Source organism: Prochlorococcus sp. MIT 1306 (genome assembly GCF_047304515.1).
GTDB lineage: Bacteria > Cyanobacteriota > Cyanobacteriia > PCC-6307 > Cyanobiaceae > Prochlorococcus > Prochlorococcus marinus_D.
This window is the reverse complement of record NZ_CP138959.1, coordinates 1,934,947-1,956,776: the sequence shown is the minus strand read 5'-3', so window position 1 is coordinate 1,956,776 and position 21,830 is coordinate 1,934,947. Positions and strand designations below refer to the sequence as shown.

Sequence of the window (21,830 nt, the reverse complement as noted above, 5' to 3'; positions counted from 1 at the left end):
TTATCCCTGATGGTTCATTTTGATAGATGGGGTTGTCTAGTTGATGGATAATGTTTGAATTCACCTCGGCCAGGATAGATTCCATTGCTCAATTGTTTCCCAGTTGCTCACGAAACCAGTCGATCGTTCTTGTTAGTCCATCTTCAAGTTGAATCAATGGTTCCCAGTCCAGTTCTTTTTTTGCTAAGTCGATTAATGGCTGGCGTTGTATTGGATCATCTTGCGGTAATGGCTTTGAAATGAGCTCCAGGTTTGGTTGGATGCGATTGCGAATTAATTCTGCCAGGTTCCTGATCGTGAATTCACGTGGATTGCCGATGTTGATGGGTCCGGGGTTTTCACTTCTCATGAGGCGCAACATGCCTTCAATGAGATCATCCACGTAGCAGAACGAACGCGTTTGCAGGCCATCTCCGTAGATGGTTAGTGGTTCACCACGAAGTGCTTGCATGATGAAGTTGCTCACCACCCTGCCGTCATCGGGCAACATTCGAGGGCCATAGGTGTTGAAGATGCGCATTACTCTGATCTCAGTGCCGTGCATTCGCTGATAGTCGAAGCAGAGTGTTTCTGCGATGCGCTTTCCCTCGTCGTAACAGCTGCGAATTCCAATCGTGTTGACGCAACCTTGGTAACTTTCGGGTTGGGGGTGAATTTCTGGGTCGCCGTAAACTTCGCTGGTGCTGGCAAGTAGTAGGCGTGCGCCTACCCTGCGAGCAAGGCCCAGCATGTTGTAAGTGCCAAGAAAACTGGTTTTCGCTGTTTTAATCGGATTGAACTGATAGTGAACTGGTGATGCAGGGCACGCCAGATGCCAGATCTGATCAACTTCGAGCTTGATTGGCTCGGTGACATCGTGTCTGATTAATTCGAAGCGTGGATGCTCGATCCATTGCGCAATATTGACTTTGCGCCCAGTGAAATAGTTATCGAGGCAAATCACTTCCTCACCCGCCTGCATGAGCCTGTCGACTAAATGCGAACCAAGAAAACCAGCGCCTCCGGTGACAAGGTTGCGAGTCGGTTGCAAGGCGTCAGTGTTAGATATTTAGATCTGAGTCTAGGCGGAGATGTCTGCTCATTTGATACCAATAAAAAAGCTCCGCACCAGTAGAGATGCAGAGCAGAAACGAGGATTGCTAGAGCTATTGATTCACTCGCAGATCAATTCAGCAACGCTTTTGACTTCGCTACCACATTCTCTACGGTGAAGCCAAACTTCTCCATGCATGTGCCACCTGGTGCAGAAGCGCCAAAGCTGTTCATGGTCACACTGTCGCCATCAAGGCCGATGTACTTGTGCCAGCCAAATGATTCGGCGGCTTCCACCACGATGCGCTTGCGTACAGCATTTGGCAGCACCTCTTGTTTGTATGCGCTGTTCTGTTCTTCGAAAAGTTCTACGCAAGGCATCGAGACCACGCGAATCTTGTGGCCTGCAGCACTGAGTTGCTTGGCGGCTTGCACGCAAAGGTCAAGCTCCGTGCCTGTACCGATCAGGATCAGATCAGCTGTTCCTTCGCAATCTTCCAGTACGTAGCCGCCGAGAGCGACATTTTCGATGGATGAATTGGCTTGGTTGGCCATGCCCTGACGGCTCAGGCAAAGAGAGCTGGGGCGTTTGCGATTCTGGATGGCTAATTTGTACGCTCCGCTGGTCTCATTACCATCTCCGGGACGGAACACCAGCATGTTTGGCATGGCGCGCAGGGAGGGAATGGTTTCGACCGGTTGGTGGGTCGGGCCGTCTTCTCCCACACCGATTGAGTCATGGGTGAGTACGTAGATCACGCCAAGCTCACTTAAGGCTGAAAGGCGCATTGAGCCGCGCATGTAGTCAGCAAAAACCAGGAAGGTTCCGCCGTAGGGGATTAGGCCACTGTTGTGGTACGCGATGCCATTGAGGATGGCGGCCATGGCGTGCTCACGCACACCAAAGTGCAAATAGCGTTTCTCCGGCGTTTCAGGTTGGAAGGAGCCGGTTTCACCTTTGATATCGGTGTAATTGGAGTGAGTGAGGTCGGCAGAACCGCCAATCAGTTCCGGTAGGTTTGGGCCGAGAGCGCCCAGGCAGATCTGGGAGTGCTTACGCGTTGCGAGGCCGCTGTCTTCAGGGGTATAGGTCGGTAGATCTTTGTCCCACCCCTTGGGAAGCTCACCACGCAACATCCGCTCGAATTCAGCTGCTTCATTTGGGTATTGACTTCTGTAGTTGGCTAGGGCTTGATTCCACTCAGATTCAAGGCGAGCGCCGCGTTCGATGGCCTTGCGGTATTGGTCGTAGGCCTCTTGAGGAATTTCGAACGGGCCATAGTTCCAGCTCAGTTGTTGGCGAGTGAGCTTGGTTTCTTCTTCGCCAAGGGGGGCCCCGTGCACTCCGGCAGTATCGCTTTTGTTAGGGGAGCCGTAACCAATGGTGGTGGTCACCTTGATAATCGAAGGCTTATCGGTCACAGCCTTGGCGGCAGCGATCGCCTTGGCGATGGCATTCACGTCGGTGTCGCCATTGGCGACATGTTGTACATGCCAGCCATAAGCCTCGTAGCGCTTGAGAACGTCTTCGGTGAAGGAAACGTCTGTGCGGCCGTCGATCGTGATGTGGTTGTCGTCGTAGAGGGCGATCAGTTTTCCTAGCTTGAGGTGGCCGGCAAGGGAGCAGGCCTCAGAGGCAATACCTTCTTGGTTGCAGCCATCGCCCATCACCACGTAGGTGTAGTGATCAACGATCTTTGCTTCGGGTTTATTGAATTTGGCCGCAAGGTGAGCTTCAGCGATCGCAAGGCCAACGGCATTAGAGATCCCAGCACCAAGGGGGCCTGCGGTGACTTCGACTCCAGGGGTCTCAAATGTTTCGGGATGTCCAGGAGTGCGGGAGCCCCATTGGCGGAACTGCTTGATGTCCTCGATGCTCACCGAGTCATACCCGGTGAGATGCAACAGCGCGTAAACCAACATGCAGCCGTGACCGGCTGAGAGGACAAAGCGGTCGCGGTTGAACCACTGAGGATTCTTGGGGTTGTGATGCAGAAATTGGTCCCAGAGGGTGTAGCCCATGGGGGCACAGCCCATGGGAAGACCAGGGTGGCCGCTGTTGGCCTTGTTGACCGCATCGACGGCCAGCATGCGAATGCTGTTGATGCAGAGCGTGTCTAGGGAAGCAGTCGCAGCGACCATGGTGTTGAGATGGGATAGCAGGGAGTCTGAAGGATGGAGGCGGCAGAGCCGCTTAGGCCATTTGGCGGAAGGCGAGGCAGACGTTGTGACCGCCGAAGCCGAAGGAATTGGAGAGCACCACGCTTAATCTGTGTTCTCTGGCGATGTTGGGGACATAGTCCAGATCACACTGTGGATCTGGGTTGAGGTAATTAATGGTGGGAGGCACCATGCCGTGCTGAAGGGCAAGCACGCATGCCACAGCTTCAATGCCGCCCGATCCACCAAGAAGGTGACCCGTCATGGATTTTGTGGAACTCACAGGAATCTGATAAGCCCTCTCGCCGAGAGCATTTTTGATGGCTGCTGTTTCGTTGCTGTCATTGGCAGGAGTACTGGTGCCATGGGCATTGATGTAATCCACGCTGGTGGGCTCCAGCTGTCCGTCTTTTAGGGCCAGGCGGATTGCTTCTGCACCACCAACGCCGCCAGGGGTTGGTGAGGTGATGTGGTGGGCATCGCAGGTGATGCCATAGCCCACAATCTCAGCATGGATCGTGGCATCGCGATTTTTGGCGTGCTGAAGGGTTTCAAGGACCAGGACGCCAGAGCCTTCACCGATGACGAATCCATCTCGTTCTGCATCGAACGGACGGCTAGCCGTGGCGGGGTCATCATTGCGGAAGGAGAGGGCCTTGGCACTGGCGAAGCCAGCCACACCTAGTGGTGTGATGCTTGCTTCTGCACCACCACACACCATGACATCCGCTTTGCCGAGTTGCAGCAGCCGGAAAGCATCGCCGATGGCATTGGATCCAGCTGCACAGGCTGTGGCTACTGCTGAGCTGGGTCCTTTGGCCCCCAACGCAATGGCGGCAAGCCCAGTAGCCATGTTGGGGATCATCATCGGCACTGTGAATGGGCTGACCCGACCGGGACCTTTCTCATTCAAAACGTGGGCTTGGGTCTCCATGGTGAGCAGACCACCGACACCTGAACCAATAATCACCCCGATGCGGGAGGAATTTTCCTCTTCGATGCTTAGACCGGCATCAGCAACTGCCTGCTTGGCTGCTACTACACCGAATTTGCTGAATCGATCCCATCTTTTTGATTCCTTAGGTTCGAGGAAACCGGTTGGGTCAAAGTCTTTGACCTCTGCGGCAAAGCGACATGCATGGGCTGACGCGTCAAACAGGCTGATGGCGCCTACGCCATTGTTGGCTGTCTTCAACCCTTCTAAATAGTCCGCGACCGTGTTGCCAATCGGTGTGACCGCTCCGAGACCGGTGATCACAACCCGATGGAGATCCTCCATCATGCCGATCCTCAGGCTTGCTTGTCTTCGATGTACTTGACGGCATCACCGACGGTCGTGATGCCCTCAGCCGCCTCGTCTGGGATCTCGATATCAAAGGCCTCTTCGAGGGCCATCACGAGTTCCACGGTGTCGAGGGAGTCGGCACCAAGGTCGTTCTGAAAACTCGATTCTGGCTTCACTTCGCCGGCTTCAACACTCAGTTGCTCCGTAACGATTGAACGGACTTTCTCAAGGATCGCTTCCTGGGACATAGCCGTGAAGACGGGACGACGCATCCTACGAGCTGGCGGTAGTGGGGTTAACAACGGTGACGGCAACACGTCGAACTTGTCTCACTAGGAGTCTTGCCAGTTACCGTTACTTCAAGCCTTTTGTTCCGGACCAGGCTCATGTCTCACGCTGTCAAGATTTACGACACATGCATTGGTTGCACCCAATGCGTTCGTGCATGCCCTCTCGATGTTCTCGAGATGGTTCCCTGGGATGGCCATAAATCCGGCCAGATCGCTGCATCTCCTCGCACTGAAGATTGTGTGGGATGCAAGCGATGCGAAACAGCCTGCCCCACTGATTTCCTCAGCATTCGGGTTTATTTAGGCGACGAGACCACGCGCAGTATGGGCCTGGCTTACTGATCTGAGTTCAACGTCTCAGTCTCAGTTGGCCCTGTTTTGCCCATCTACCCCATAAGCTCAGCCCGGCAGGTGCCGGGCTTTTTTTATGTGCGGAATCGTTGCGGTTATTGGGTCCCGTGAGGCGGCCCCGTTGCTGTTAGAAGGGCTTAGGCAGCTCGAATACCGCGGTTACGACTCTGCTGGTCTTGCCACTGTTGAGCTGTTAGCCGAGGATGGTTCCAGTCGGCTCACCTGCCAGCGGGCTCAAGGAAAGCTGGTAAACCTCACAGCATGTGTGGAAGAGAAGGGTGCGCCAGGGCATTGCGGCATCGGCCACACCCGTTGGGCCACCCATGGCAAACCTGAAGAGCGCAATGCTCATCCCCATAGGGATGGCTCTGGTCTTGTGGCGGTAGTGCAGAACGGCATTATCGAGAATCACCGTTCTCTCCGCGAGGCACTTGAGGCTGAAGGGGTGAGGTTTGTTTCAGAGACAGATACGGAAGTCATTCCTCATCTCATCTCGCTTGAACTTCGTGCTCTGCAGGTTCAAGGCCGAGTCGTGAATGGAAGGATGTTGTTAGAGGCTGTGCAACGGGTGTTGCCTCAGTTGAAGGGCGCCTATGCCCTGGCAGTGGTTTGGGGGGAAGTACCAGGTGCTCTTGTCGTCGCACGCAAGCATGCACCGCTGTTGATTGGTCTTGGCGAAGGTGAATTCCTCTGCGCAAGTGATACGCCAGCTTTGGCAGGCTTCACGCGCACGATTCTTCCTATGGAAGATGGAGAGGTGGCCTTGCTCACCCCTTTGGGGATTGAGCTTTATGACGCACAAGGCGAACGGCAGCAGCGAAGCCCTTCACTGCTCAGTGGCGGTGATCAAGTGGCAGATAAACGTCACTTCCGTCATTTCATGCTGAAGGAAATCCACGAGCAGCCTGAGACTGCGGAGCTGTGGGTAGCACGTCATTTGCCTCCAGATCTTTCGTCTGATGATCCTGTGGCTTTGCCCTTCGATCATTCCTTTTATGCCGATCTAGAGCGAATTCAGATTTTGGCCTGTGGCACGAGTCGTCATGCGGCACTTGTAGGGGCCTATTTGTTGGAGCAGTTCGCGGGGATTCCCACTTCTGTCTTTTACGCAAGTGAGTTTCGCTATGCACCGCCTCCACTAGCACCCCACACACTCACGATTGGGGTTACACAGTCTGGTGAGACCGCTGATACCCTCGCGGCATTGGCGATGGATGCTCACCGTAGGCAGGCTCATGGGGAGCCTGCATTTGCGCCTCGCCAGTTAGGGGTCACGAATCGGCCAGAAAGCTCCCTGACTCGTCAGGTTCCATACATTCTCGATATCGGTGCAGGGATTGAAGTGGGGGTGGCAGCTACAAAGACCTTCTTGGGGCAGTTGTTGGCTTTCTATGGGCTTGCGTTGGCATTTGCTGCTCGTCGTAGTCACCGTTCAGTGACTGAGATTGCCAACCTAAAAGACGAACTAAGGGCTTTACCGCATCAGCTGCACTCGCTGGTGGAGCTTCATGATCAACGCTGCGAAGTTTTAGCTAACCGCTTCGCTGATACTCAGGATGTGATCTTTTTGGGTCGTGGCATCAACTATCCCATTGCCCTTGAGGGAGCTCTCAAGCTTAAGGAGATCAGCTATATCCATGCAGAGGGCTACCCAGCTGGGGAAATGAAGCATGGACCTATTGCTTTGCTCGACGCGCGTGTGCCGGTCGTCTCGATTGCGATGCCGGGAGTGGTTTTTGAGAAGGTGCTCAGCAATGCACAGGAGGCGAAAGCTCGTGATGCAAAGCTGATCGGTGTGGCGCCGGAGTGTCCGGATACGGCCTTGTTTGATGCTTTACTTCCTGTCCCTGAGGTGAGCGAGTGGATCAGTCCTCTGCTCACGCTTGTTCCGATACAGCTACTGAGCTATCACATTGCAGCTCATAGGGGTCTTGATGTGGATCAGCCTCGCAACCTGGCCAAAAGCGTGACAGTGGAATAGCTCAAGCTCAATTGACGATCACGCTCTCATTACGTCCGTAGCGGTCCTCAAAGCGCACGATGTCATCTTCACAAAGGTATGGACCACTTTGGACCTCAATCAATTCCATGGGCATCCGTCCTGGATTGGTGAGTCTGTGTTTGCAGCCCAAAGGGATGTAGGTGCTCTGGTTTTCTCCTACCAATTGCTTTTCTCCGTCCTTTTCGACCAAGGCAGTTCCCTTGACGACGATCCAGTGCTCAGCACGGTGATGGTGCATTTGTAGTGAGAGGCTTGCACCAGGTTTTAACTCGATACGTTTGACCTGCCAGCGACTGTCTTTCACCACAGAGGTGTAATGCCCCCAGGGTCGATAGATCTTGCGATGAGCTTTTCCTTCCGGGCTTCCATCCGCCTCCAATTGCTTCACAATCGTTTTAACGTCCTGGGCTTGACTACGGTTGGCAATCAGGACTGCGTCGTCCGTTTCAACCACAACAAGGTCTTCTACTCCTAGGCCTACCACCAGGCGATGTTCGCTACGTAGGTAACAATTTCGACTGCTTTCAGCGATGACATGACCTCGTAGAACGTTGCCGTTCAGATCTCGATCAGTGGTGTCCCATAGGGCACTCCAGCTGCCCACGTCACTCCAGCCAGCATCGAGAGGCAGCACCGTGCCCAGCTCAGTTTTTTCCATGACAGCGACATCGATAGCAACGTTTGGACATTTGGCGAAGGCTTCACGTTCCAGCCGCAAGAAATCGAGGTCTGGCACTTCCTGCTCCAGGGCAGCACGGCAACAGCTCACCACCTCGGGAGATAGTCGCTCCAGCTCGCTCAGGATGGCGCTTGCTTTGAACATAAACATGCCACTGTTCCAGGTGAAGCATCCATTGGCGAGGAACTGCTCAGCGGCGATGCGATCAGGTTTTTCCACAAACCTGGCAATGGGTAGGGCTTTGGGTTCACCGTTGCCGAATGATTCTGCTGCTTCGATATATCCGTAACCTGTTTCAGGGGCGGTAGGCACGATGCCGAAGGTCACAAGTCGCCCGGCTTCTGCGGGGATGCGACCGGCTTCGATGACATGACGGAACTGGGTTGCATCGCGTATGACATGGTCTGCAGCTAGGACTAGCAGGAGTGGATCTTCGCCTCGTTCAGTGGCTTGCAGTGCCGCCACTGTTACTGCTGGAGCTGTATTGCGACCCATGGGCTCGAGCAGGATTGCATTGGGCTCCACATCGATTTGGCGCATCTGCTCGGCCACGATGAAGCGATGCTCTTCGTTGCAGATCAGCAGTGGCGCACTAAGCCCTTCGATGCCTTTAAGTCTTTGTTGTGTTTGCTGAAGCAGCGTTTCTTCACTGGAGCCGCTTAGAGCCCAGTACTGCTTGGGGTAGCTCGCGCGCGACAGCGGCCACAGGCGGGTACCTGTTCCCCCACAGAGGATCACTGGAATCAGGGGGGTGGTGGCCACGGTTTGGTACTTCAGTGTTCCCAGAATCGCTTAGATATCTTGCTTCTGTCGATTGCTTAGAGCTCTAGCAGTCCAGGAGGTGGGGTGAGTCGGAGCCAGCCTTGATTGAGTTGTACTTCTGGAACGATGGCTTCTACGAAGGGAACCAGAACCCGCCGTCCTGTCAGTAATTCGATCTCGAGGAGGTCGTTCCCGGCGGTGGTGAGGTCGATGACATGACCGATTGCAGGGCCTTCCGCTTGCAAACGGGCTTCGAGGCCAACCAAATCAAGCAGGTGAAACTCGCCTTCGGCAAGGCTAGGACGATCACTTGAAGGCACCAGTAGGTTTTGGCCTACAAGCGCTTCGGCCGCATTGCGATCGTTCACCCCAGCAAATTTCACGACATAGAGCGACCTGCCAGGTAGCTGACGTCCAGTCAGCAATTCAATAGGTCGTGGCTCACCATTGCGTTCTTTGAGCCAGCGTTGGCCAGGAAGAGTGAAGCGTTCAGGGAATTCACTGCTGGGGTTGATGCGTAGTTCACCTTGCATTCCTTGGGCGGCCACCAGTTTCCCCACGGTGAGCCAGTCTTCGTCGCCGTTCATGGGCGGAGAAAGCATGTCTGCTGATAATGGCGCTAAGACTGCCAAAAGCTGATCTCATGGCCTCTGTAGAAGCACCGATCTTGCCTGGTTCCAATGTGGTTGTGAACGAGATTCGCTCGATCTACAACGGCTATAGCGGATGTGTGCAACGCATCAGTGGAGATCGAGCTGCGGTGTTGTTTGAGGGGGGGAACTGGGACAAGTTGGTCACGATTCCTCTGAAGCATCTTTTGCTGTCTTGAGGTTTTTGGCAGCCCCTTCACTGCTGCTACTGACTTTCTCTAGTCAGCAAGGAGATTGATCTCCATCTTTCAGGAGCATGGTTTTCTGTTCAGTGCGGCTTTAGTTGTCGGTAGCTGATTGGGTGAGTGCCTCAAGTGAGTGGCGGGCTGCCTCTTGTTCGGCATTGCGGCGGGAGCCTCCCCAACCCTCTCCAATTGGCCGATCATCGAGATGAACTTGGCAAACATAACGTTGAGGATCGCCATGTTGCTTGCTTCGTTCTGCACATTCGTAGCGGGGTAGCCCGAGCCCCCGTGCCTGGCTCCATTCCTGCAGCGCGGATTTGCTGTTGAGTCGATGAGGATCGGCTAGAACCGCACTGCTTGCCTCGTGCCAGTGGGGTGTGAGCCAGTGGTGGATTGGCTCAAGGCTTTGCCAGCACTCATAGAGCGCTCCAATCAACGCTTCGGTTGCTTCAGCCTGCAGGGTGGGTTTAGCAGAGGCATCCCCTGCCGCCATGGGTCCGATGATGAGTACTGCTTCGATGCCGATACGTTGACCGACTTCGGCTAGCCAGCGATCACTCACAAGGTGAGCTCTTAATGCCGAGCGCTCGCCTACATCCATGCGCGGGAAGTGGCGATCGATATATTCCGAGGCGGCTAGCCGCAGAACTGCGTCGCCAAGGAATTCCAGGCGCTCGTGGTTGATGATTTCTTGAGCTGATGTGTGCGTTAGTGCTTCATCGAGAATGGCTAGACCTCTCGGTTCTGTTCCAGGGCAGCTTTTTGATCGTGCAGGATCCACCAGCGCGAGTTTCTTCAGCAGGTTTTGCAGTTGCTGGACCCGCTCGTTAGAGAGGTTTTTTGGGGTTGTTCGGGATGTTTTCGTCTTCGATCGATGAGTCATCACGCTAAGGATGGATTGTCTGGCCTTCTCTGCAGATTGATCAACAGCGTTAGGGAAGAGGGTGAAAGCAGGTCGTAAGCCGGGTTCTGTTCACTGCTCAAGAGCAGTGGGTGCTCATCTATCTAGGACCGCCGTTACCGACGGCCTCAAGCGGCGCATTTATGTGGAACGTGGCAGATGGCCAGCCATCGCCCCTTGGCCTTGCTCCCAACCGGGGTTTACCGAGCCAGCACCTCTCGATGCTGCTGGTGCGCTCTTACCGCACCTTTGCACCCTTGCCTGTGCCCGGAGTAGAACCCCATGAGGCCATCGGCGGTGTTTTTCTGTGGCACTCTCCTCACGGTCACCCGCACTGGGCATTACCCAGCAAGTCTGGCCATCGGGGAGCCCGGACTTTCCTCAACCAAGCTCGTCTTGCCAAGGGCAATGACGACTTGATCGCGAACACCTCACCTGCTTTCAGCTTCCATCATGCATTGAGGGCATAATTCCCTGTGATGGGGCTGTAGCTCAGCCGGATAGAGCGACGGTTTCCTAAACCGTAGGTCGTGGGTTCGAGTCCCGCCAGCCCCGTTTTTTGCCAACTGTTCGCTGTAGCCGGTACTACATCTGGTGGGCTAGGCAAATGCCACGCTCTCGCTAGTGTTGATTCGGTGGATCAGGCGTCATGACCCAGCTTCACGAACTGCGGCTACGGCTACTTGTGCAGCAGGAAAGCGAGAGCATTGCAAATTCACAGCCCATGGACCTGGACCTCTCTGTGGTTCAGGCTCGCTGCCTCTGTTGGTTGGCTTTATTGGCTGAGGCTCATGAAGATCAGGCCAGTGATGCTGAACGCCGAGGTGATACTGAGCAGGCGATGGGTTGGTTTGCTGATTCGATGCGACTGCGCGATGTGATCCAGGTGGTCTCCACCATTGAGATTCCCTTGCCGGCTCCAGGTGATACAGATTCGGGTGAGGGCAGTTTTTCAAGTGAGCCTCCTCTTGCGGCTTAGTAGATGGCATGATGGGATGTGAGCTAGACGGAGTGCGGTGCCTGAAGAGCCCTGTCAATGCCCTGACTGTCAAAGGTTTTACCGTGAGCATGATCGGCTGATTCGTGAGTGCCCTACCTTGCGTCATCAGCAGGAGCTCAATTGGGCTGCGTTGCAGTCTTTTCGAACACTTTCTGGTCGTGTTCTTGAAGATCTGCAGAAGCAATATGGTTCCCAAGCCAATGAGGCTGCTAATACTCAGGCCACTCCTGTTGGTGGGGGAGAAGAGCCAGCTGATGCAATCCAGCAATCGATCGCTGATTTGGAGAACATCAATGCGCACCTGTTCTCCATCGAAGCCCTGATGGAACGCATCTTTGATGTGAAGGTGCCAGAAGCTGTTGAGCAGAAATTCCGAGAACTTGCAGGTGAACTAGCTCCAGATCCTCTCAATGCAGATCGGCTTCGCCTCAACCGTCTTCTGCATCAGACCCCTGATTTGCCTGATCGCAGTTAGCTTTCCGACCCATCGTTTATTGATTCTTCAGGGCACATCGCAGGTAATTTCTACGGGGAAGGGCTCAGCTTTCCAGATTGTCTGACAGTAGTCTTGGATTGAGCGGTCTGAGGAGAAGAAGCCAGTCCTTGCGGTGTTTAACAGTGACATCCGGTTCCATTGTTTCCGGTTGGTCCAGGCTTGGTTGACCTCGTCTTGGGCGCGCAGATAATCGGCGAAATCGGCTAATACGAAGAATGGATCGAAGCCAGTGAGGTTGTCGAGCAGGGGGCGGAACAGTTCGCCATCGCCGTTGCTGAAATGGCCAAGGCCGATCAGCCTTAAGGCTTCCGCTAGCTCGGGCAAGGTTTCAACAATTTGCCTGGGTCGATAGCCCTTGGTTTGGAGTTCCATGATTTCCGTCTCGGTTTTGCCAAACAGGAAGAAGTTCTCAGGGCCGACTCGCTCACGGATTTCAACGTTGGCACCATCAAGGGTGCCGATGGTGAGAGCTCCGTTCATCGCGAACTTCATGTTGCCGGTGCCTGAAGCTTCCTTGCCTGCGGTTGAGACCTGCTCGGAGAGGTCTGAGGCGGGATAAATCTGCTCAGCGAGTTTTACGTTGTAGTCAGGTAGGAAAACGACCCGAAGGCGGCCCTCCATATCGGGATCAGCGTTGATCGTTTCGGCAATGCCATTGATGAAGCGGATGATCAGTTTGGCCATGTAGTAGCCAGGTGCTGCCTTGCCTCCAAAGATCACGGTGCGCGGAGCCATTCCCTCGGCCTGGCCGTTTTTGATGCGCAGGTAGTGGGTGATCACCTGTAGGGCATTGAGGTGTTGGCGTTTGTATTCATGGATTCGTTTGACCTGCACATCGAAGAGGCTCGAAGGATCCACCAGAACACCGGTTTGTCGATGGATGTAACCGGCAAGTTTGCGCTTCACCGAAAGTTTGGTTGCTCCCCATTGCTCTAGGAAGGCGGTGTCATGTTGCCGCTCCTCCAGCTTGGTGAGTAATTCCATGTTGGTGATCCATTCAGGACCAACGTGTTCATCGAGTAGTCGTGAGAGGGCTGGGTTGGCAAGGGCTACCCAGCGCCGCGGCGTGACGCCATTCGTGACATTGGTGAATTTCTCTGGCCAGATCTCAGCGAATTCAGGCATCAGCTGTCGCTTCAACAGATCAGAGTGCAACGCCGCAACACCGTTCACATGATGGGCTGCAATGGTGGCCAAGTTCGCCATGCGCACGGCCTTGCCACCATCCTCATCGATGATCGACAATTTTCTCTGGATCGCATCATTGCCTGGGTAACGCAGGCGCACCTGTTGTAGGAAGCGGCGGTTGATCTCATAGATCAGCTCAAGGTGGCGGGGCAGCAGGCTGCCAAAGCGAGTGAGATCCCACTTCTCTAGAGCTTCTGGCAGCAACGTGTGGTTGGTGTATGCGACTGAGCGGGTCGTGATGTCCCAGGCGGTGTCCCAATCCAGATAGTGCTGATCAATGAGCAGTCGCATCAGCTCTGCTACCGCAATCGCCGGGTGGGTGTCGTTGAGCTGAACGGTCCAGTGGTTAGGGAACTCTTCAACAGGAATGCCTCGGTTACCAAGACTGCGCAGCATGTCTTGGAGGGAGCAGCTCACAAAGAAGTGTTGCTGCTTGAGGCGCAGGCGGCGGCCTTCATCGGTGCCGTCATTGGGGTAGAGCACCTTGGAAAGGGTTTCTGAACCAACCTTTTCTTCCACAGCGCCGTAGTAGTCACCGATGTTGAAGGCGTAGAAATCGAAGCTTTCAGTAGCGTCTGCTCGCCAGAGGCGTAGGCGGTTACAGGTGTTGACCCGATAGCCAAGGACCGGCACATCGTGGGGAATGCCGATGGCATGCTCGGAGGGGATCCAGCGTGAGCGGTAGTTGCCCTTGCCGTCGGTGTAGCTCTCGGTGCGACCACCAAAGCCAACGAAGCAGGCCTCCTCGGGTTGGGGGAGTTCCCAGGGCCAACCGCCTTTGAGCCACTTGTCTGTGACCTCTACCTGCCAGCCATCTCGGATTAACTGGTTGAAGATGCCGAATTCGTAGCGGATTCCATAGCCGACAGCTGGCACCTGCAGGCTTGCAAGTGATTCCATGTAGCAGGCGGCAAGACGGCCTAGACCTCCATTGCCGAGACCGGGCTCTTCTTCGACCTCAAGGATCTGATCGAGTGATTCGATCCGGAAGCGGCGTAAAGCTTGCTCTGCGATATCTTTCGAGATGCCAAGGTTGAGCAGGTTGCTGTTGAGCTGCGGACCGATGAGGAATTCAGCAGATAAATAGGCCACCGTCTTGTGGGGTCGGGCTCGAATCGCCTCAAGACTTGCCAGGTAGCGAGTCATCAGCCGATCTCGCACGGCATAACTCAGGGCCATGTAGAGGTCATGGTTACTTGCTGTGGGAGCAAGTTTTCCGAGGGTAAAGAACAGATGTTCTGTCATCCCGTCGAATACAGCATCGGCATCCAGCCCGGCTCGTTCAGGGTCGGCGAAGCACCCCGGAGTGGGCAGGCGTAGATCTAGGGGGTGGGAGCTGCTCATGACGGCGGAGAGAAAATAATGTGGGAGGGCTGGAGGCTCTCCTTGTAAGGGGTATTAAGGGAACGAGTAATCAGGCGTAGCAGGAGTCAGTGGCCGATCGGCAGCTCAAAAGGTGTCAAGGTGATTGATTTGTTCATCCTCGTCACGTGCGTTTGAGGATGCTCATTCTCTTGAGGCGAAGGGTTTAGGCCATCGAGCTCAGCTGGGGAATCTCTGGAAGTTAGCTGCGATGTGCGGCTTGTTTGCCCTAGCAACCGCACATCAACACCTGCAGGTTCTCCTCACGCTTCGTTTTGCGCACACCAAAGCAGGATTTGCCTTTCCTTTAATCTCGCTCACAAAGACTGAAATCCGGCTCCATGGTTTTGCATTCAGTGTTGTCCGTGCTGAGCAGCCACGACGTGGAGGTGGCTGAAACATTGATCGGTGTGCTGAATTTCCTGCTGATTTTTGTGGCAGCACGCACTCTGGCTGAGCTTTTGGTGCGTTTGCATCTACCGACGATCGTCGGCGAACTGCTGGCAGGGGTTCTGATCGGGGCCTCAGGTTTGCATTTGTTGGTTCCGCCGAGTGCGCATGTTCAGTTGAACGAAGGTTTGGTCAGCCTGATCAGCGCCTTAGCCTCGATCCCTCCTGAGGCCGTACCAGACCTCTATTACGAAACTTTTCCCTCTCTGCAAGCGGTTGCCACGCTCGGTTTGTATGCCCTGCTTTTCCTCACTGGATTGGAAAGTGAGTTGGAAGAGTTGGTTGCCGTAGGAGTCCAGGCCTTCACAGTTGCCATGGCTGGCGTGGTGCTGCCTTTTGCTCTAGGCACCTTTGGTTTGATGGCTCTGTTTCAGGTGGAATTGATCCCGGCGATTTTTGCTGGTGCTTCGATGACTGCTACCAGCATCGGCATCACTGCCAGTGTGTTTGGCGAACTCGGTTATCTCAAAACGCGCGAGGGCCAGATCGTGATTGGTGCGGCTGTGCTTGATGACATCCTTGGCATTGTGATCTTGGCCGTTGTTGTTGCCTTGGCAACAGGTGGGAGCCTCGAGATTGCTCCGATTGTGAAACTTGTTGCAGCAGCGACAGTGTTTGTGGTCTTAGCAATCGCGCTTAGTCGTACTGCGGCGCCGGCGTTTGATTGGGTGATCGATCGGCTTAAGGCGCCTGGAGCAGTAGTAGTTGCATCGTTTGTGATCTTGGTGTTCTGTTGCTTTGTCGCTACAGCGATTGGTTTGGAGGCCGCTTTGGGAGCATTCGCTGCTGGATTGATCCTCAGCAGCTCGAAGAACAATCGCGCAATTCAGCAGTCGGTGCTGCCGATTGTGACCCTCTTCGCCACGATTTTCTTTGTCTTGGTTGGCGCTGGCATGGATCTTTCAGTGATCAACCCTTTAGATCCTGCGAGTCGCTCTGCACTCGTTGTAGCTGGCTTCCTTTTGGTGGTAGCGATTGTGGGCAAGATTGCAGCTGGTTGGGCTTTCTGGATCGACAAACCCACCAATCGCTTGGTGGTTGGGCTTGGCATGATGCCTCGCGGCGAAGTCGGTTTGATTTTTCTTGGGCTGGGTACAAGCGCCGGGCTGCTTTCTCCGTCTTTAGAAGCAGCAGTTCTATTGATGGTGATTGGCACCACCTTTCTTGCGCCGTTGCTGCTTCGCTTGGTGCTTCGAGACAAACCGCCTGGAGGCGGCAACGTCATCCCTGATGACGTTGCCGCCAATCCTGTCGGGCTGGTTTAGTGCAGCTTCTTTGCTTGCATAGTCCTGAAAAGTAAAAGAATTGCCTACCATCAACTTTCGCCACCGTCGCCGTTGTGACGTCAGCTCCATCTGCCGTTCTTAATCCTTCCTGGAGCCATCTGGGGCACGATGTTCATTGTCTACATCGCATCCCAGATCAGGATGTTGAGCATGGGGGACGCAAACGGCCGGCATTGTTGTTGGTGCATGGCTTCGGGGCTTCTACCGATCACTGGCGCCACAACATTCCAAAGCTTTCTCTCACCCATGAGGTGCATGCCATAGACCTGCTTGGCTTTGGTCGTAGTGCCAAACCTGGTGGGCTCGATTATGGCGGGGACCTTTGGAAAGACCAGTTGGTTGCATATGTCAATGAGCGCATTGGAAGGCCCACTGTGATTGTTGGCAATTCGCTGGGAGGTTATGCCGCCTTGGCTGCAGCTGCTGCTCTTGAATCGCAATCGGCCGGAGTGGTTTTACTGAATGCTGCTGGTTATTTCAGCGATGAGAAGTTTTCTCCAAAACCAAAAGATATGAGTTCGAGGCTTCGCCAGATGATTGGGCAAGGTCTTTCAAGGGATCTTGTGGTGAAGTGGTTGATATATCCCTTGATACAGAGAATGATCTTTGAGAATCTGCGCAGGCCTGGTGTCATTCGCAGGACTCTCGAGCAGGTTTATATCGATCCTGCCAATGTTGATGATGATCTAATTGAGTCGATTCGTAGGCCTTCTCTGGATCCAGGCGCATTCCAAGTGTTTCGCAATGTTTTTCAGGCACGTGGGCTTAGGGGTAAGGCTATTGATGAATTGTTCAATGATTTGCAAGCTCCTCTGTTATTGCTCTGGGGTGATGGTGATCCTTGGTTGAGGAATGCAAAAGCCAAGCAAGATAAGTTTCGCACATATGCCAAAGAAGCTTCTTTGGAAGTGAAAGAGGTGCTTTTAAATGCTGGACATTGCCCTCATGATGAGGTGCCTGACTTGGTGAATTCTGAATTGCTGGAGTGGCTAAATGGTTTGAGTATTGCTTGATTTAGGAATGATTGACGGCCATAGTTCTCCTCTTCTACGCAAGCAGAGTCCCTATCCTCATTGGCAGTATCTGCACCCAGAAAGTGGTGATCGTTTGCGGATTGTGCCTGAGCGAGGTGGTTTAGTCACTGATTGGTGTTGTAACGGCCATGAGCTGCTCTATTTTGATCAGGAGCGTTTTGCGGATCCAGAGAAAAGTATTCGCGGAGGCATTCCAGTGTTGTTTCCCATCTGCGGAAACCTGCCAGGTGATTTATTACCCTTGCCAAGTGGTGAGTTCATTCTTAAACAGCATGGTTTCGCTAGGGATCAGCCTTGGGAATTACAGTTATTGGAAGATCACAGTGGCGTGAAGCTTAGCCTTGTTGATAGTGAAGAGACGCGTGCTGCTTATCCATTTGCTTTTTTGCTTGAGATGGTGGTGCGCCCGATTCGCAATGCTTTAGAGATCGAGGTAGATGTGCATAACCGTAGTCAAATTGCGATGCCCTTCAGTTTTGGTTTACACCCTTATTTCAAGGTGACTGATTTGAACAAGGTTCGCCTCGAAGGCTTACCAAATTCATGTCTCAATCATTTGCAGATGGCAGAAGCTGAAACTGCTATCCAATTGGTAGCTTTAACTGAGGGGGTGGACTTCCTAACTCGCCCTGCGGGCCCAGTCACCCTTGTGGATGAAGCCTCTGGGAGATCTCTGCAGCTTCAGCATGAGAATCCCATGGATCTCACTGTGGTGTGGACTGATCCGCCGCGGCAGATGCTATGCCTTGAGCCTTGGACTGGGCCGCGGGAGGCATTGATTAGTGGAGATCGCAAGTTGGAGATCGAAGCTGGTGGCCAGCAGAGGCTGAGATGCTCCTTTTCAATAAATCCTGAGAAAACTGTTCGTGAGGTTAGTTGTTAACAACATCTGTGTATTAGATGGTGGCAACGACTCCAAGTGGCTCCAGCCTTCAGGTACTTAAAGCCGTCGAGGACGGCTACGGCTGGAACACCTTCTGTAAAGCTCCATGGAGTTTTTACTTTTCCAAGTTTTGGAGGGGTTGATCAGACATTGGAACGCTGCCGACTTGATCAGCGGAAATGTTGATAACGGGGAATGATCAGGTCATGAGCTTAAAGAGAAAGCCGCCACCAGTGATCACACCCAGAAGCTGCAGAGCAACAACGACGACTGCGATACCGATGCGAACCTAGCCGCGATTAAACAGATTGGCGAATCGGCTGGAATGCTTTACGCCAATACTCAAGATGACTGATCAGAACCAAGCGAAGAAAAAGATAAATGATGAATTAGCAGATCACACAAGCCAAGCAATTGGTCGGAACAGTAAGAATTGTTTCAGAAGCAACCATTCGACTACTAATTGCTAATCTTGAAAATATTTGGCAAGAGCATGAATAATCCGCTGTTGATGTATGAAATGATCACCAATCCATTTAACTTTTTTGGTGATTTCGAAGATCCATCATACCGCGACAACAACATAGAATTCAAAGAAGAATGGATACAATCAGACTTTGATCTAAACGATGGAACCTCGACATGGAATAAATATACCAACAATGACCTGATCAAATTACTAGCAGACATTCAAAGTCTGGGTTCCAATGAATTCACGCCAATAGCCGGCAATTTTGGAATTCAAAAACACCTGATAACTTCAACTTACCAGATATCAGACTCGGACTATGTGTTAGACAAAGACTATCATAAGGGTCCGTATAATCCAGCTGTTTGGGGATACAGAGGGAACCCTGCCGGAATAGCTCAAGAGGGAGTATGGGGAGTGCTATGTGACGATATCTGGAGGCAAATCATTACAACTGCAAATTCACTTGAAACCGAGGAAGGCAAACAAAAGCTGATCAACACCTATGCATTCAATAAAGAAGATGGCGAAGAATACAATGTCATCATTCCTGACTTGCGGAAGGGGGTAACATTCGGAAACAAACATATTATCAGGGATCAATATGTAATTTCAAACCCATTAAGCTTTTCAAACCTACGATCCAATGTAAATGCGTGGGCTAGATCTCTTGATACTGTTACTCATTCCGATCATTTCATAACAAAAAAACCCGAAGTTAATTGGAATACAGGATACCTGGCAGGACATGGCCAACTTGGTTTACCCGGGGTAGACCAAGACGGCAATTTAAGCCAAGGAATAGAATGGAGAAAAGTTATGTTTCGTGGAGCTGGCGACAATATTATCCGAACACGATATTTTTATCCAATAGGCAGCGGATTTGATAGCGACATACATCAAAAAAACAATATAAATACTGGAGGTGGTTCAGATTATGTCATTTACGATAATTCGCAGCACGAGGTAATACTTGGCGATGGGGACGACTTGGCTTTTCCCTCTATCAAGGCTTTCGCTCCTTCCATTAGCTTCGGGCAGCACGCCCAAAATAAGCTGCTGGAAGAACCAGATCCTCCCTCTATAAATAGTGTACGTTATAAAGATGATTGCGATTTGTTGGGGGATTGTACGACTACTCACGTAGGTAAACAGCTCCCTTTTGTCAATGCAAACAACGAAGGGCAGCTAAAATATTCAAGCAATCGCTTATTGCCACAACCAGATCAAAATAAATTGGTGCCAACGGTTATTGAAAACCCTCTGATTAGCAATCCAATAAATAGCGTTAATCATGGTCCGGTTTCCAGTGATGAAGCGTGGTACTACACAAATAAAGCACAGATCCTTGATGGTGTTCAGCCAAGACAGGCGATCGAGATTGGTGGCCAAAAAATTTATGGTGGTAAAGGCAACGACACATTGCACGGCTTTGACCCACTGATATACGCCTCAGAAGGAGCAAAAGAATATAATCACGTGCAACGAAAACGAGACAATCCCTGGAAATATGGAAGGCCAGTGCCGCATGTAATTCAAAATAAACTCAACTTCTTGGGAGACAAAGATATCGATTTCAAGTGGGATCCCATTCTCTTATCCGGAGGAGAAGGATCAGACAGAATTAATCTGGGCGATCTCAAACGAATTAATCTTGGCTTTAATGGTGACATCATCAACAAAAACTTCGCCAACACATTGTATTTGGTTTTTGGTGACAAAGAAAAATCTGATGAATGCACGGTAATCGCGAGAAAGAGTAAGAAGTGGGCTGACAATATGAGTCCTGATGTCTTTTCTCTCGATGCTTCTTATGATTTCAGAGAAGAAATCATTGTCGAAGGATTGAATATTGACAACCGCATAGCTGGAGATGATCCAAAATCAGATTGGACGACACAGGCTGCGACAGTTCAAAAATCAGCGACGGCAGCCGCTTTGGCTGCTGCAGCCTATATGGGCAGAGCTTATTTTCCAGTTACGGCAGCAGCTTCGGCAATGGCTGCCGTAGGAATAGATATTGCCAAACAATTACAACACGATTCGTCTGCCTCAAAAAGTGAAGCCACGGACTTTTACGAACGAGATGAGGTGAAGGAAAAAATTGTTCCCTTGGGTTCTTGGACTAAAGCCGTCACCATTCCTGATTTTGATCCAAGCGACAATATAACAATCAATTTGATTCCAATTGAGGATCCTAGCGTTCATCAGAGTGAAGACAAATGGAGCAATATTAATTTCAGCATGTCATATGGACAAAACCAAATGCATAGAACAACTAACTATGGACATACAGTTTATTTGGAAACACCTACTGACCCTCAACCGAATCCCATTGCTTATCTTTCTGGGCTGTCGAATGCTGATCAAAGTGCGGAGTATGGCTGGAAGACCTGGGATTTCATGAGTGGGATACAGAGTATTCTCGACCCTGTAAAACACATGGCTTGGTTCGGTGTTTTATCCAATACCGAAAACACCCAAAACATGAAACTTGACTCATACCAGGAAGCGGCTTGGAACAACCTGAAAATCGAAAAAGACTCCCCGTATTCAGACATATTCCTATGGAATAGTGATTCTCTCGGGAGAGCTGAGAAAGATGGCGATATTGGCTGGTTGGACAACTACAGATCTGGATCGTCCTCCATGAGATTGATGTATGATAATTTCGAAAAAGGCTGGTACTGGGATACACGATTTTACGGGGAAGGGGAGAGCAAAGGTGATGTAAAAGTCATAGATCCACATTTTTCATTTCTGCACTATTACAACAAAGCCAATGAAGCTTGGGATAAAATTTCTTATCAAGACCTTCTAGACAATCCCACTACTGTTGATGAAAATGGAATCGAATACCAAGAGATCGCGAAAAGAGCCCAATTTGAATACTGGACAAGAGATGAAGATCACATTGTTGGAGGACCAGATGATGACTGGTTAACAGGAGGTGATGGAGGCGACTATATGCATGCAGGTCATGGTCGGGATACGCTTCTGGGTGGTGATGGTGATGATGTTTTGATTGGTGGCGAAGGCCGTGATCTCCTTAAAGGAGGGCAAGGCTCAGATGTTTTTATGTATAAAGATGCATCTCACTCCGGCTATGGGATCAAACGTGATGTGATTGGAGACTTTAGATCACATCAAAAGGACAAAATAGATTTATCTGGAATCCAAGCTGGCCTGATCTTTATTGGTTCAGACGGCTTTAGTGGCCAGGCAGGCCAAGTTCGATTTGAGAATGGTCTGCTTCAGGTCAACATAGATCGAGGTTGGCGAGCAGAATTTGAGATCCAGTTGCTTGGTGTTGATAGCCTTGATCTTGATGATCTAATCTTGTAGGAGTTAAGTTGATAGATTGA

17 protein-coding genes, 1 tRNA gene and 1 other RNA gene are annotated in these 21,830 nt (G+C 52.0%); 10 read left to right on the top strand and 9 right to left on the bottom strand.

Going from position 1 to position 21,830, the window contains the following annotated elements; translation table 11 throughout:
* Nucleotides 1-88: 88 nt before the first annotated feature.
* The 4 genes from SIB74_RS09840 to acpP all read right to left on the bottom strand — a co-directional run bounded on the left by SIB74_RS09840 (nucleotide 89) and on the right by acpP (nucleotide 4,725).
* Entirely contained in the window at nucleotides 89-1,030 is a 942-nt protein-coding gene (locus tag SIB74_RS09840) for a UDP-glucuronic acid decarboxylase family protein (RefSeq protein WP_063396765.1), read from the bottom strand.
* A gap of 134 nt (nucleotides 1,031-1,164) precedes the next feature.
* A complete protein-coding gene (gene tkt / locus SIB74_RS09835; protein WP_063396766.1) occupies nucleotides 1,165-3,174 on the bottom strand; it encodes a transketolase in 2,010 nt (669 codons plus the stop codon).
* Nucleotides 3,175-3,226: 52 nt separating this feature from the next.
* Nucleotides 3,227-4,474, bottom strand: coding sequence for a beta-ketoacyl-ACP synthase II (gene fabF, locus SIB74_RS09830; protein ID WP_063396767.1), 1,248 nt, complete (start codon nucleotides 4,472-4,474; stop codon nucleotides 3,227-3,229).
* Between the two features lie 8 nt (nucleotides 4,475-4,482).
* Nucleotides 4,483-4,725: an acyl carrier protein gene (acpP, locus tag SIB74_RS09825; protein WP_011131320.1), complete on the bottom strand. Its 243-nt coding sequence runs from the start codon at nucleotides 4,723-4,725 to the stop codon at nucleotides 4,483-4,485.
* Nucleotides 4,726-4,863: 138 nt separating this feature from the next.
* Here acpP and psaC point away from each other — a divergent pair, with 138 nt between their 5' ends.
* Nucleotides 4,864-5,109: a photosystem I iron-sulfur center protein PsaC gene (psaC, locus tag SIB74_RS09820; RefSeq protein ID WP_011827179.1), complete on the top strand. Its 246-nt coding sequence runs from the start codon at nucleotides 4,864-4,866 to the stop codon at nucleotides 5,107-5,109.
* 85 nt (nucleotides 5,110-5,194) lie between these two features.
* Nucleotides 5,195-7,099, top strand: a complete 1,905-nt coding sequence (gene glmS / locus SIB74_RS09815; protein WP_063396768.1) for a glutamine--fructose-6-phosphate transaminase (isomerizing) — start codon at nucleotides 5,195-5,197, stop codon at nucleotides 7,097-7,099.
* Nucleotides 7,100-7,106: 7 nt separating this feature from the next.
* Here glmS and SIB74_RS09810 read toward each other — a convergent pair whose 3' ends face one another.
* Entirely contained in the window at nucleotides 7,107-8,561 is a 1,455-nt protein-coding gene (locus SIB74_RS09810) for a mannose-1-phosphate guanylyltransferase/mannose-6-phosphate isomerase (RefSeq protein ID WP_063396769.1), read from the bottom strand.
* A gap of 56 nt (nucleotides 8,562-8,617) precedes the next feature.
* The gene (gene rimM / locus SIB74_RS09805) at nucleotides 8,618-9,163 is read right to left on the bottom strand and encodes a ribosome maturation factor RimM (protein WP_063396770.1); all 546 of its coding nucleotides are present in this window, start codon (nucleotides 9,161-9,163) and stop codon (nucleotides 8,618-8,620) included.
* A 41-nt stretch (nucleotides 9,164-9,204) separates the two neighbouring features.
* Between rimM and SIB74_RS09800 the strand changes: the two genes are divergently transcribed.
* Nucleotides 9,205-9,390 (top strand): NAD(P)H dehydrogenase subunit NdhS, encoded by a 186-nt coding sequence (locus tag SIB74_RS09800; protein ID WP_063396984.1) that lies wholly within the window; start codon nucleotides 9,205-9,207, stop codon nucleotides 9,388-9,390.
* A gap of 100 nt (nucleotides 9,391-9,490) precedes the next feature.
* Here SIB74_RS09800 and rnc read toward each other — a convergent pair whose 3' ends face one another.
* Nucleotides 9,491-10,279: a ribonuclease III gene (gene rnc, locus SIB74_RS09795; protein ID WP_063396985.1), complete on the bottom strand. Its 789-nt coding sequence runs from the start codon at nucleotides 10,277-10,279 to the stop codon at nucleotides 9,491-9,493.
* A gap of 59 nt (nucleotides 10,280-10,338) precedes the next feature.
* Nucleotides 10,339-10,740: RNase P RNA component class A (gene rnpB, locus SIB74_RS09790), an RNA gene on the bottom strand.
* Between the two features lie 38 nt (nucleotides 10,741-10,778).
* On the opposite strand from rnpB, the gene SIB74_RS09785 reads away from it, so the two are divergent.
* The 3 genes from SIB74_RS09785 (at nucleotide 10,779) to SIB74_RS09775 (ending at nucleotide 11,772) form a co-directional block, all read left to right on the top strand.
* Nucleotides 10,779-10,852, top strand: a tRNA-Arg gene (locus SIB74_RS09785).
* A gap of 94 nt (nucleotides 10,853-10,946) precedes the next feature.
* Nucleotides 10,947-11,276 (top strand): hypothetical protein, encoded by a 330-nt coding sequence (locus SIB74_RS09780; protein WP_063396771.1) that lies wholly within the window; start codon nucleotides 10,947-10,949, stop codon nucleotides 11,274-11,276.
* A 37-nt stretch (nucleotides 11,277-11,313) separates the two neighbouring features.
* The gene (locus tag SIB74_RS09775; RefSeq protein WP_011827171.1) at nucleotides 11,314-11,772 is read left to right on the top strand and encodes a hypothetical protein; all 459 of its coding nucleotides are present in this window, start codon (nucleotides 11,314-11,316) and stop codon (nucleotides 11,770-11,772) included.
* A 27-nt stretch (nucleotides 11,773-11,799) separates the two neighbouring features.
* On the opposite strand, the gene SIB74_RS09770 is transcribed toward SIB74_RS09775, so the two are convergent.
* Entirely contained in the window at nucleotides 11,800-14,325 is a 2,526-nt protein-coding gene (locus tag SIB74_RS09770; protein ID WP_063396772.1) for a glycogen/starch/alpha-glucan phosphorylase, read from the bottom strand.
* Between the two features lie 359 nt (nucleotides 14,326-14,684).
* Between SIB74_RS09770 and SIB74_RS09765 the strand changes: the two genes are divergently transcribed.
* From SIB74_RS09765 to SIB74_RS09750, 4 genes are all read left to right on the top strand, one after another.
* Nucleotides 14,685-16,058 (top strand): cation:proton antiporter, encoded by a 1,374-nt coding sequence (locus tag SIB74_RS09765; RefSeq protein ID WP_011827168.1) that lies wholly within the window; start codon nucleotides 14,685-14,687, stop codon nucleotides 16,056-16,058.
* A gap of 74 nt (nucleotides 16,059-16,132) precedes the next feature.
* Nucleotides 16,133-17,092, top strand: coding sequence for an alpha/beta fold hydrolase (locus tag SIB74_RS09760; protein WP_063396773.1), 960 nt, complete (start codon nucleotides 16,133-16,135; stop codon nucleotides 17,090-17,092).
* Between the two features lie 7 nt (nucleotides 17,093-17,099).
* The gene (locus SIB74_RS09755) at nucleotides 17,100-17,996 is read left to right on the top strand and encodes a galactose mutarotase (RefSeq protein ID WP_063396986.1); all 897 of its coding nucleotides are present in this window, start codon (nucleotides 17,100-17,102) and stop codon (nucleotides 17,994-17,996) included.
* Nucleotides 17,997-18,489: 493 nt separating this feature from the next.
* The gene (locus tag SIB74_RS09750) at nucleotides 18,490-21,810 is read left to right on the top strand and encodes a hypothetical protein (RefSeq protein ID WP_074159164.1); all 3,321 of its coding nucleotides are present in this window, start codon (nucleotides 18,490-18,492) and stop codon (nucleotides 21,808-21,810) included.
* Nucleotides 21,811-21,830: the final 20 nt, after the last annotated feature.

What these genes read in the sequence shown, in the direction of transcription:
- tkt (WP_063396766.1), bottom strand. Translation starts at nt 3,174, where the DNA reads ATGGTCGCTGCGACTGCTTCCCTAGACACGCTCTGCATCAACAGCATT.
- fabF (WP_063396767.1), bottom strand. Translation starts at nt 4,474, where the DNA reads ATGATGGAGGATCTCCATCGGGTTGTGATCACCGGTCTCGGAGCGGTC.
- acpP (WP_011131320.1), bottom strand. Translation starts at nt 4,725, where the DNA reads ATGTCCCAGGAAGCGATCCTTGAGAAAGTCCGTTCAATCGTTACGGAG.
- psaC (WP_011827179.1), top strand. Translation starts at nt 4,864, where the DNA reads ATGTCTCACGCTGTCAAGATTTACGACACATGCATTGGTTGCACCCAA.
- glmS (WP_063396768.1), top strand. Translation starts at nt 5,195, where the DNA reads ATGTGCGGAATCGTTGCGGTTATTGGGTCCCGTGAGGCGGCCCCGTTG.
- rimM (WP_063396770.1), bottom strand. Translation starts at nt 9,163, where the DNA reads ATGCTTTCTCCGCCCATGAACGGCGACGAAGACTGGCTCACCGTGGGG.
- SIB74_RS09800 (WP_063396984.1), top strand. Translation starts at nt 9,205, where the DNA reads ATGGCCTCTGTAGAAGCACCGATCTTGCCTGGTTCCAATGTGGTTGTG.
- rnc (WP_063396985.1), bottom strand. Translation starts at nt 10,279, where the DNA reads ATGACTCATCGATCGAAGACGAAAACATCCCGAACAACCCCAAAAAAC.
- SIB74_RS09780 (WP_063396771.1), top strand. Translation starts at nt 10,947, where the DNA reads ATGACCCAGCTTCACGAACTGCGGCTACGGCTACTTGTGCAGCAGGAA.
- SIB74_RS09770 (WP_063396772.1), bottom strand. Translation starts at nt 14,325, where the DNA reads ATGAGCAGCTCCCACCCCCTAGATCTACGCCTGCCCACTCCGGGGTGC.
- SIB74_RS09765 (WP_011827168.1), top strand. Translation starts at nt 14,685, where the DNA reads ATGGTTTTGCATTCAGTGTTGTCCGTGCTGAGCAGCCACGACGTGGAG.
- SIB74_RS09755 (WP_063396986.1), top strand. Translation starts at nt 17,100, where the DNA reads ATGATTGACGGCCATAGTTCTCCTCTTCTACGCAAGCAGAGTCCCTAT.
- SIB74_RS09750 (WP_074159164.1), top strand. Translation starts at nt 18,490, where the DNA reads ATGAATAATCCGCTGTTGATGTATGAAATGATCACCAATCCATTTAAC.